Here is a 216-nt window from a genome sequence, read left to right as displayed (position 1 = left end):
TGCTGTTGTTGCTGTTGGCTCTCCTGCGTCTAATACGCCATTGCCATCTAAATCTGCAAATACAGTTACTGGAGAAGTAAATCCGGTTTCTGTTCCGTTTTGTATTCCATCACCATCTTCATCGTTATATACGGTTCCAGTTACCGTTCCTGCTGTAGTATAACCATCTATTCCTGCATCTACACTACCATTTGTTGGTACCGTTACTGATGTTGG

At 42.6% G+C, this 216-nt stretch carries 1 protein-coding gene; it reads right to left on the bottom strand.

The annotated features are described in order from the left end of the window. Nucleotides 1-216: hypothetical protein (locus ACVCXO_RS12140; RefSeq protein ID WP_452229858.1), on the bottom strand; the 216-nt coding region annotated here is incomplete at both ends.

It is taken from the genome of Lacinutrix sp. MEBiC02404, from assembly GCF_053601575.1.
This window is presented reverse-complemented; position numbering and strand designations above follow the sequence as displayed.